This is a genomic window from Flavobacterium sp. (assembly GCF_046317795.1).
GTDB lineage: Bacteria > Bacteroidota > Bacteroidia > Flavobacteriales > Flavobacteriaceae > Flavobacterium.
On record NZ_JBKCVI010000113.1, the window covers coordinates 1 to 12,534 of the forward strand.

General features: G+C 38.3%; 2 protein-coding genes. Both read right to left on the minus strand.

All coding sequences use genetic code 11. The annotated features are described in order from the left end of the window. A partial coding sequence (locus ACK5ON_RS06675; protein ID WP_409821023.1) for a GEVED domain-containing protein occupies positions 1–4,990 on the minus strand: 4,990 nt, incomplete at its 3' end. Between the two features lie 696 nt (positions 4,991–5,686). Further along, a complete protein-coding gene (locus ACK5ON_RS06680) occupies positions 5,687–11,500 on the minus strand; it encodes a fibronectin type III domain-containing protein (RefSeq protein ID WP_409821025.1) in 5,814 nt (1,937 codons plus the stop codon). Positions 11,501–12,534: the final 1,034 nt, after the last annotated feature.

Consider the following 12,534-nt stretch of genomic DNA (forward strand, 5'->3'; position numbering starts at 1 on the left):
CCATTTCTCCATCGTACAAACGGTCAAGACCTAAAGTAGCATCATCTACATAACCTACCAAGACTTGTTTAAAAGCCCCTTGTGTATTGGAAATCTCTAACCAATAACGGTGTTTTTCTGGAGTACTAGTAGTTGTAGAATTACTAGACATTCTGAAAAACTGATCGTTATTTCCGGCAATACGCATACTATTTTTGAAAGTAGCAACACCACTAGAAAGCCCTTTAATAAAAAACCCTTGTCCCGAGGCAATTTTACCATTAGGTATCTCGTTATTCACGCCTGGATTCGTTGCTGCACCTGTTGGTTCACCGCCTACAGTTCCTCCCATATAGTTGTATATGGCATAATCACTACCGGTATAAATATTATTGCTAATTGGCGTATTGTGTGTCCACAAATAAATAGTACCACTCAAAGTAGCTGCGTTGGCAGGATCTAATAAAAAGGCATCGGCACTAAGAGCACTTGGATATGGATTACCCAATAAGTTCAACTGACTGGCTCCTCCTGCAACTGGTAAAGTTATGGTACCATTATTGGGTACTCCAGAGAAAGGAGCCGTGTAAGATACTGCCGGAGTAAGATCAGGAAGCCCTGGAGGATAATCATTAGGGGCTCTAAAAATATATCCTTTGGCAGGTATCATCGTATTGGTAGGATTAATATATTGCCAGTTATTGATACCTGAATTGTATTCATAGAATAAACTGAAAGGTGTTAGCGGTGATACCGCTATTAAAGTTTGTGGGTGTACTGGTGTTGACCAATAGGTATAATCAAATCGGAAAAGTGGTGTAGTAACTCTTTCATAAGAAATATTACCGGTGTTACCACCAGAGAAAACACCTACTCCATTCGCCACGTCTTGAACTTGATACAAACTAGATTCGTCTTCAAAATTCAAAGCACCGCCCACAACTCTAACATTCGTTTGTACGGTTAAAGTATGCCCCACATTAAAAATTACATTTCCTGAAGTAACCAAAACACTACAAGCGTTCAGGTTGCCCAAAGACGAATAGTTGCCTTGAAACTCCGCCGAAATAATATTACTTGGTCCCGTTCCATTGGACCATGTTGTTCCGTTCCATACAGCACTTTCAAATAGAACTGAAACAATATTCGAGAATGAGGTACAACCTCCATTAGTGACCACAGCCCTGTAATATCTTGAGGATGATAAAGTTCCCATCTGTGCAGAGGTTAACGTTGCCGATGCACTCGCCGGAATAGACACAGGAACTGTAAAAGACAAAGTGTTTGAATATTGCCATCCCGAAATAGTTCCCACGTTTCCTGTTAAAGTCAAGTTTGATGGTAGGCCCGAACATATAGTCTGATTACCACTAGCTGTTCCTGCTACAATTGGTGAAACCGTAAGTGAAACTGTACCTGTTACAGTACATATTGTTGGACCCGGAGTGCTGGCAGTTGCTGTGTAAGTTTGTGGTATAGAGCTAATAGCATAAACAGTGCTCGCTCCCGTTCCTGTATAGGGAATGGTTCCTGCAGCATCAGTAAATAATCCCGCTGTAGGTGACCAAACTATGGCAGACGTAGCGCTACCTGATATTCTAAAGTTATCAATGGCCCACCACCAACCCCAGTTGGATTGGTATCTAAAACGAACTTGAATGGTATTGCCAGCAATGGCATACGTATTTAAGTTGACAATAGCTTGAGAAAAATTGGACGCACTTCCCTGATCAGCAGTATATGACGCTAAAGTTGTCCAACTTGCACCTGCGTCATTGGTCACTTCTACAACAGCAATATCTGAGATAGCAATCCAGTTAAAGTATTGAAAAAAGCTTAACGAAGCTGTTTGGTAACCTGCTAAGTTAATTGGCGGTGAAGTTATGGATGTTCTGGTCACACTTGGTGCTGGTGTACCGCCTTGAGCATCGGAATTTGACACTACAAATTGTGAGTTATCATTACTTACAACCGTCACAGATCCAACTACTGAACCACTAGGAAGAGCAGTCCAAGCCGGTGCAGCGGTATTGGCACCGCCACTGGAAGTATTTGTTGCTGTCCAAGCCCCAAGACCCGAATTAAAATTGTCATTATATATAGTCACATTCGAAACCACACCTCCCGAAGCTACTAATGGTATAGCTGGGCCTTGTGGACAAGCCACCGTTCCAGATGGAGTGGCTATAGTAATAAGAGTTGGAACATCATTGGCTACATAAACAAAGGAAACAGAATTAGTACTAAAAGAACCACTAGTTTGATTGGCAGTCAAGGTATAAGTAGTAGTACTACTATTGGTAAAAGTATAACCCGAAGCAGCTGTGCCACTTACACCTGTTGAAGGTGACCATGAAAACGACTGATAGTCTACTAAACCAGCAGTAATGGTAACTAATGGCGAAGCAGTTCCTGCACATTGTGTACTCGTGTTGGAACTTAATGTTAAGGCGGGCGGCACATCTATTACATTAATCGTATAATCTTCAAAAGCTTGATAAGCACCATTTCTACAAGGTGTTAACGGACCTCCTGCAAAACCAGGACCGTCAATACTTCCGATGCGTAATCGTCTTGTTCCTAAAGGTTGCCCGAGAGGCACTGCAAAACTGGCATTCAAGGTAGAAGGATTGGGAGCAGCAGAAACTCCGGTATATACTGACTCACCAGCATCATCAAAGTCACCGTCATTATTCCAATCCACCCAGATATTAGTATCATATGTAAATCCTGTACCAAAAGTAATAGAAGTGGGTATGGTAGCACCCCTAATAACGTTGGTACTCAAATTGGAATAATTACCATAATTGTTGGGCTCTATACCAGTAGTGTTATTAATGGTTCCCATTGTTACATTGAGAATACCATTAGGATCTTGAAGAAAACCATTGCCAGAAGGCAAACAATAACTTGGAGGCGGCGAAGCTGTAGTAAAAGTTACATAGTTTGACCACTGGCTGAAATCATTTGCAGCACAATTGCTTCGCACCCATACATAATAAGTTGTGCTTGGAGTTAAACCGTTCAAATTGGCAACTGTGGTTCCAGCACCTACGGTACCCGTTGGTGGGGTTACATTTGATAATTGTTCAGTAGCAGTTCCAGAACCTGCGCCTACGCCAGTAGCTATGAAACTAACACCTACAGCATTGGAGGTTGCTCCAATAAGTGTATAATTTGTTGTACCTATTGTGTTTATGGTGTAAGTACTACCAACGATAAAACTTCCAGCAACTTTCACAGGGTTAACTGTTGATAAAAAATAGGTATAGCCAGCTGAAGGGGCAGGCGTTGGCGCTGTCCATGAAACGAGAGCACTGTTAAAAGAAATCAATGCTGGTGGAGCAGTTAATCCTGTTGGTTTTTTACAATTAGAAGCCACAATTTCAATATTATCCAAATAAAGCTCTCCGTTATTCGCATCGGAATAAGCATGAAAACCAAAATAAAATACGCCTGTTGAGGGTGCTGTAAAATTGACAACATTATTGAGCGGCGAGGTTTTGATTATTGGGTGATTATCAATTGGTATTGTCATGGCTGTGTTCACCGGTGATGTTCCATATTTCACTTCCATTTTATTAGTAATAAAAGTAAATTGTGAGGAACCACCATAAGTGTAGGAAATTCTATATTCTTCGCCTGCTACTAAGTTTACCCCTCTAGTGTAAAACCAAGCATCAGCTGCAAAGGAACCGTTAAAGTTATAAATCATGTGCTCGTTAACCATGGATGGTGCAGGAGTTGTAGAAACCCAGTTATTACCCAAACCGGCGTTTTGTCTAGAAGTACAAGGCGGTAAAGCGGGTACGGTAAAACCAGTTAAAGGGTTGATAAATTCAGAATAAGGAAAAACTGCCGTACAAAAAGTGGTAAAAGAAGCAGAAGCAACCCATTGCCCATAGATAGAGCCACCACAAAAAGAACGAATATAAACGGTATAAGTAGTACCAGCAGTTAAACCAGAAAGGGTAAAAGGATTGGAAGGAGTAGCTCCACTTTGTGCCAAACCTAAAGGGCCACTACCTGCAGCACCACTAGTTCTCACTTCATAAACATAACCATTGGAAGGTGGTATAGTTGGTGCCACAAAGGCAACATCGGCAGTGTTAATCGCCACATTAGATACCGTTACAGAGCTAGGGCTAGGACAAGGATCGGGTGTCCATCGAAACAATCGGTTACTATTCGGTTGCGGTGATACCGTACCACCCCTAGTTCTAACAGCATATCCAGAATGAAGAGCAGGATCTGACCCTTCAAGCATACTACCAAGTGGAGCAGGAGCTATGCCTGGCCAATTGGTAGTCGGAGAATGATCTAACATTTTAAAATCAGTATTACCAGCACCTCTCAACCCTACTTGCCCGAAAAGTGTGGTGGTAGCAGAAAAGTTAATAGCTCCATAACGCATTTCTATGACATTGGTGGTTTCATACAAATGTACTTGCAATGGAAAATTATTAGTATCAATTCCTGCTGTAGCGGCATTCGATCTTCTTACTAACCATTCAACAATCAACACTCTGTTGGGAGCTGTACCGGTTACATGATAAGAAACATTTGCGGTTGTACTCGGGGATATTAAATCAAGATCACGTCCAAAAACAGCAATAGCACCAGCATACGTTTCTGTACTTGTTATAGGATTGAAATTGGTTAAAGTTGGCGCTGTAGCCCCAAAAGTCATAAAACCATTCATAGAAACTCTAATATTGGTGGAAGCGAGGTAAGCAACCCCATTAAAGGTAAAATTAAAGGGCAATGGCAAAGCAAAAACGCCATCATCAGTAGCTGTTGATGTAGAAGAGAGTGCAATTTTATTACCTGGTACTCCTGCTGGAGAAGGCAAAGATGTAAAGGTACCCTGTAACTGTTGCACGTTGTAGGAACTAACCTGACCTTGTAGAGTAACACTCGTTAATAACCCGAAAACTACAACCAACAGTGACTTAACTGTATAAGGTTTATAAAAAGTATTCGTTAATTTTTTTAGTAAAGATTGTATCATAGCATTTTTATTTATGGCCCAACAATGGTTAATGTAATTTGGTGGTTAAAAGTACATTAAATTTTTGTAAATTTATAAAGTAAATGATTGAAAAGATGAAAAATCGACAAAAGACATCTTTATCAGATAAAAAAGACCTACAATTAAAAAAAATCTTATTATTTGCAAAAATAATAGTTAAAAAGATAAATATAATTTTATTTTAGATGAATAATAATATCACTATTATAATTACACAAATAGAATTGTCTCGTCCTAAAAAAATAGATTTTTTAGAATTCCACTTCAAATCAGTTGTCCTCATGACGAGACTTTAAGGGCATGGCAGGCAGGTTTGTGCAACCCCTAAAAATAAATTAGTGCAACCCTGACTGCCGTCAGGCAGGTTCGTGAAACCTTAGTGCAACTTTGTGTAACCCATACATAAGCCTTAGTGCAACTTTGTGCAACCAATAAAAAAACCTTCTTACCCTTAGCGCAAAACTTTGCGAACTTTGCATTTAAAATACCAATCACCCAACAACAAAACTTAAATGCCTTAAATGCCTTATCTGGTATAAATACAAAAAAACTAGCAAAAGTAACACTAAAAATAAGGGTAAGAAATTATATAAGAATTAAAACCCATAAAAAAAACCACCATTGGAACTTAAAAAAATTCCAATCAATGGCTGTATTAATCATAAGGTCAATACACTATCGTATCACTTTCTTGGTAACCACTACCCCATCCACCGTAGTAATTTGAATTAGTAACACACCATTGGCAAGACCACCATCAATAGTAGTTTGCATAGCGTTAATGCTTTTTTGTTCTAAAAGTAAACGCCCTCTACTATCAAATAGTTTGATATCATCCATAAGAGTTGCTCCAGTTTTGATTACAAAGTCATTACCCTCATTTTTATAAATGATAACGGAACTTTCATTAAACAAAGGATTATCGACACCCAAAGTTTCGGTGGTATAACGCAGTTCAAAACGAGTATCAAATGTACCAATACTGGTCGTGAATACATAAGGACTAGCTTTCAAATCGTGGATAACATTCAATTCTTTATCTTCTAAGTAGATGTTTTGAGTAGTAAATAATCCATCAAAATCAGATAAAAAAATAGTATAACTACTTGCAATCGTCGATTTATACCCCACGGGAATATGCTCAGAAACATCAAACGGTAGCGGTCTTCCTTGAATCGTCAATTTTTTATCATCTTGCAGCACATACATCGTAATGTCTCTAGCAGTATCAAGCATTTCACCGTCAAAACCTCTATCTATACCATTGGTTGCATTTTCTACATATGCTACTAAAAATTGCTTGAAAGCTCCGGTATCATTGTATACATCAATCCAAAAACGATGGCGCTCTAACTCAGTTATCGGTTCAACGGAAGTGATTTCATTTGTAGTTCTAAAAAACTGGGTATTATTGCTTGCAAGTCGCATACTGTTAGTAAACTGTACATTACCATTAGACAACCCTTTGATGAAAAACGATTGTCCCGCAGCAATCCTTCCATTGGGTACAGCATTATTAGGATTAGGGTTTAATGCCACTGTTCCGGTACCTACTCCGCCAGAAAAGTTGTATAACGCATAATCGTTGGACGAATATTGATTGCCGGTTATAGGGGTATTGTGTGTCCAAAAATAAATAGTAGCATCTACCACTGGAACGTTGGCTGCATTGGATAAAAACAAATCAGCACTCAAAGCACTTGGGTACGGATTTCCAATAAGGTTAAATTGACCTGCACCACCAGTAATACTCGTAGTAATAGTTCCTGTATTGGGTACTCCTATGAAGGAACCCGAAAATAAATTGGCTGTAATAGTGTTAAAAGGTAATATGTCTGGTGTTCGAATAATATACCCTTTTCCTCTTTGCATTACTGAACTTGGAGGCGTAAAAGACCAATTCAGAATAGCTGGATTGTATTCGTAAAACAAATTAGAATTAGGAGAAAATGCACCTATTGTTTGAGGAAAAACAGGAGAAGACCAATAGGTATAATCAAATTTTTTAATGGGTGTGGTTGTTCTTTGGTATACAATGTTTCCTGAGTTTGAAAACTGGGTATTGGTGTTATCAAGTGTATTCCGTTGCACTAAACTAGCGGAATTTGCAAAAGTTAAGGTACCACCCAAAACTCGTACATCATTATCAACTATCAAATTATGACCAGGATTAAAAACAACATTACCTGAGAAAACCTCAACAGAACACGCTTGCATCGTTCCAGCAGAGGTAAAATTGCCTGTAAAAATGGCTTTCACTGCCAGTGTAGGAAAACCATTGGTCCATGTGCTGCCATCCCAAACGGTAAATGGTCTGTTAATCAAAACCGAATTGGTAGGAACAGTAGGGCATGTTCCATTTTGAAGGACAGCTCTAAAAAATCGGTTACCGCCAAACGAACCCATCGCTGCGCCTGTGAGTGTGTTTGTGGTGTTGGCTATTGGAGTAACACCACTGGTAAAAGCGGCATCGTTGGCATACTGCCAATTAACAATCGAATTGGTATAACCTGTTAGTACCACATCAAGCGGTTGCCAGTTGGCACAAACCGTTTGATTACCTGAAATGACTCCAAGTGTTGGTTCTTCGATTACGGTTATAGTTGAAGAACTATTTGTAAAACAGCCATTAGAACCGAGCGCAGTACCAGTATAACTAGTAGTTGCTGAAGGTTTTGCATAAACAGAAGCCGCAGGAGTACCAGGAATATAGGGTGTTGTAGCTGCTAAATCAAAAAACAACTCAGTAGCTGGTGTCCAAGCTACTTCTATTGCCAAATTACCCGAAATAGTTACGTTGTCTATTGCCCAACCAAAACCCCAGGTAGCATCGAAATAGAAACGAATTCTTACAGCTGGGTTACCGATTAGAGTGTTTAAGTTCACAGTCGAATTTGCAAAATTTGATGCTGACCCCCGCGAAGAAGTAAAAGAAGCCATTGTTGTCCAAGAAGTACCACCATCGATACTAGCTTCTACTCTTGCTCTATTTCCTCCTGAATATCGTAAGAAATGCCAAAAATTAATAGAAGCGCTTGTATATCCTGTAAAATTTAAGACTGGTGTTTCAAGGAAAGTCATTGTTCTATTACTAGCTGGTCCCCCTTGCGCATCTGAATTGGTCATGTAAAACTGAGACGCATCGTTACTGCTTACTGCAATATTCCAATAAACGCTGCTGTAGTTGTAAACACTATTGCGCAACGTCCAAATTGATTCATCAATTAAACCACCTGTTGAAGTATTATAATTCAACCATCCATTGGTAGGAGCATTGAAATTTTCTTGAAAAATAATAGCCGGCGTTCCCGATGAAAGTGCGGCGTTTAGTATTTGAACTTGACCTTCACATCGCGTCACATTGGCTGGTACTATACTAATGGCTGGCGGTTCAGGATTTACAGTAACTAATAAATTCAAAACTCTCATACACATACTTCCAGAAGTTTGAGCTGCAGTCAATGTGTAGTTAGTAGTGGTAGTTGGATTAAATGTATATCCACTAAATTCGTCACCAGAAATGAATGTTGCTGGAGTCCAAGTTAACGTGTCATAGCTCCCAAAACCAGTTAGAGATATAACCGAAGTGGTATCACCAGAACAAATTGTAGTTGTAGTTTCGCTTAAGGAAATTGGTGGTGCAGGTGTAATTGTGGCTACCACAGGTGTTAAAAGGGAACGACAGATGTTAGAAAACTTCCAGTTGTAGGCATACATGTAAAAAGTATTGTCAAAACTATTCCCATTTAAAGAAGCCACAGCAGAAGAGTATGGATAAGAAGCATTGTCTGCATTTATAATAAAACCAGACGCTGGAACGACATCAAAACTTAAAACATAACTGCCAGGAATTAAATTGACCCCAAGTGGTATAGTTTGAGGTGTAGCACCACCGCTCACAGTAGTAGTAAATGAATAGGAACCAATAATCGTATTGATGGCATTTTTAACCGTTATTGCTCCCGTTTGTCCAGCCGCAAGTGGAAAAACATCGATAGATAATAAATCTGTAAGCGTTGTAACATTAAAATTGAAAAACAAAAGTTCGTTTTCTGAGGCCAAAGCACCACCTTGAGCTATTGGTGAACTTGGTCCCATCGTAATAAGACCAGCGGATGATTTGGATTGAGCATAATAGGTTGTAGTAGAAGCCAAGTTGGGGGTTGTAAAGGAATTTCCAGTAGCAATAAGATTTGTGCCTGCTGCATCAGAATACCATTCAATACTACCTCCTGGATTTGGCGTAGCTTGAAGCACAGTAGAACCTCCACCACAAAGACTTCCTGAAATTACTGGAATCGTTGTTGGCAAAGCACAATTGGTACTGAAACTCTCTGTCAAACTCCATATACTTTGATCAGTAGGGGAACAATTACCTCTTACCCATATATAATAGAGGGTAGCAGAATTCAATCCCGACAGTGAAGCAGTAGTTACTCCAGGACCAACAGCTCCTGTTGGAATTTGAGTGGGATTGGGTATTACAGATGAAGTACTTACATAATACTGGTAACCGTTTGTAGCAGGTGGAACAGACTCAACCCAAGTAATTGTTGCTGTATTCGCTCCAACAGAAGTAATAGTTATATCGGTTGGTTCAAAACATGTTGGAGAAACAATTACACTAATATCATCAACTATTATTTTACTTTGACCTGAAAAACTATACGCCTCAAAACCAACATAATACACATCTGTAATAAAAGCGGTAAAGTCTACTGTAGCCGTTTGATAAACCGTGTTAATAATACCTGGTAAATTTAAAATGGTTAAGTTCATTGTAGTAACTGAAGGTCCAGAACCTAAACGAATTCTTAAATTCTCAGAAAATAAACCTGCACTTTCTGTATTGTACTTAAAACGCAAACGGTAGGTTACTCCAGCAGTAAGTTGTAATCCTGGGGTAAAAAACCAGTCGTCTGAGTCAGCAGCAGTATTGGTATTTATATGAATTGAATTTGGCGCTGAGGAGGACAAAGTATTCTTAACTTGCCAAAAAGAAGCATCACCATTATCATTTGTAATAGTAGAACATAGTGGAACGGCATTTACGGCTGTGGTATCAAAGTTTTGAAAATAAGGAATAGAAAATGAGCCACAAAGTGTAGTTACTGACAAGGTTGCACTATAAAAAAAACAACCACTTCCAACAGCTCTAACCCTTATAAAATAGTTTGTAACAGCGTTTAAACCAGAAACATTAATACTAGTCAACCCTGCAGTAGTAATATTATTATAGGATGGTAAAATGGCAGTAAAAGTATTGGTGGTAGAAACATCAACTCGATAATCAGTAGCACCAGCAACAGCACTCCAATTTACAGTAAATGAATTTCCTGCAAGAGCGGACGTGTTTAACCCAGTTGGAGCTGCAACACAAGTCGTATTGGAGGCAGTTAATATCCCTGTTAACCTATAAAATGGTCCACCAAGGCACCCAGAATTGTATGGAATAACCCAATAAAAATATGTAGTATTTGGGGCTAAACCTGTTTGATTGAAAGTAGTAACTGCTGTGTTGCTCACAACGGTGTAGGTTCCAGCTATAACATTTCCATTGCTCCAATAGGTTCTATTTGGAATTTGTATCGCTGTAGGTGGCGTATTTACTGTACTTCGTAAAATTAAATAGTTTGTTGGTGCTGGAATTGCAGCCGTAAAAGAGTTACCTACAAAACTTGTAGCAGTTACATTGGTCCCACCGATAAGCAATCCGGAAGGGCTTGCTGTAGGTGTAGTACAAGCTAAAGGTGGTGTAAACGTGTATAGTAAACCATTATTAGGAAACTCATTGGCACTGGTCCTAGCAGTACTATTGTTTGCGGTACCCTCTATAGTTCTGGAAGCCCAAGAGAAACCGACATTTGCTCCAGTTTGCCATCTATTTTTAATATCGGCTTGTAAAAAAACATCTGAAACACCCCTAAGTCCAACCTGAACATTAATGGCTGAAGCGCCAGTTGGAGCACATGAACCATAAGAAAATTGAACCGTGTTAGTCGTTTCATTCAACCGTATCTGAAAATTAAAATTACCTGTAGTTGTTTTTCTAACAGCATTTGACCATTGGACAACAAAGGTTCTATTGGGAGCAAAACCTATAGTACTGTAAACAATAGTTGAACTACCTGTTAAATCCACACCCAAAGCACTAATAGAACCACCACCAGTATAGGGTGTAGCAATACTCAAAGGGAAATAATTAGCAGGTGTAGGTTGAGAGGCGAAGGTCAAAAAACCATTTGGACTTATAAAACATTGATTGTGAGTAACACCATCATAAACAAAATTGAATCCTATAGGAGCTTGTACAGCAGAGCCGGCAACATGATCATCCCAGGGTGCAGTATAGGCCACTGTAGATGTTGATAATGGGACATAACCAGAAATGGCTTCCGAAAATCCATAAGTGTTAACTTGTGCTACTCCTATTTGACTACAAAACGCAAGAATAAAAATGAAAAAAATCCAATTTTTCTTAAAATACATACTCCTAATTTTTTACTAAAATGCAAAACAATAGTTATGAATTCATTTAATGTGATAATTTACTTATCCTTTGAAAATAAATAATTTAAATGATAGAGATTCTATTAATTCAACTCGTAAAAATACATTTTTTAAAAAAATACAATTCACATTTAATAGATATTTTTAAAAAATCGACAAAACCTATAAAAAAATCGACGACTAAAATGTATTTATCTTATATTCTTATTTTTAATTTATAAAATTAAATGTTCAAAGTGCAAAATAGCAAGTTCACAGAAAATTAGGTATAACGGCTAGCTGTAAAAAAACAAAAATGTACCGCTAAATCATCCTCAACCATTAAGAAACTGAACACAAAATCATATGAATAGTAAACAAATTATATAGACTTTTATAACCAATGGTAAAATAGTATTGGCTGTTATTGCTCATTATAGATACCGCATGGCTATAAGTTTGCAAAGGAACTTGCTGTAATATTATGCTTTAGAGTGGTTTGGTGTGAGGTTAAAATACCAATCCATTGTATCAGCGCATGAAAATCCGTTTCATCAGCGTTCAAAACTAAAAAAACCACATAGCGTTGTCGTCACACCAATTTTTAATTAACAAAACGCCAATTTTATTATTTAAAATAATATCGAGAAGCCAAATTAAAAAAAGGCAAGACGCGTCTCTTCGCGTGATTTTTAAAAACCAAAACGCTAGTTTTATTTTTTAAAAATAATGTCGAGAAGCCAAAAGAAAAAACCGTTCCAGCAGCATTGCAAATAACTTCGCATTTTTATGGATAAATCCGTGAAAATTTCTTCAATTATTCAAATCTGTGTTCCAAAAAGATAAAAAAACAGAAAATATTCTTAAAAAGAAAAATTCTTAACCTCTCTCTGAGCTTTTCGAAGGAATTTATTACTCTGAGGTTAAAATACCTAGCCATTGTATCAGTGCTTGAAAATCCGTTTCATTCCTGAAAACTGCGACTGTAAACTAAAAACTGACCACTGAGTACTAACTATACTGCTTCTCATAAT

Bases quoted from the DNA above. Each gene is read 5' to 3' on its own strand.
- ACK5ON_RS06680 (WP_409821025.1), bottom strand. From the start codon at position 11,500: ATGTATTTTAAGAAAAATTGGATTTTTTTCATTTTTATTCTTGCGTTT.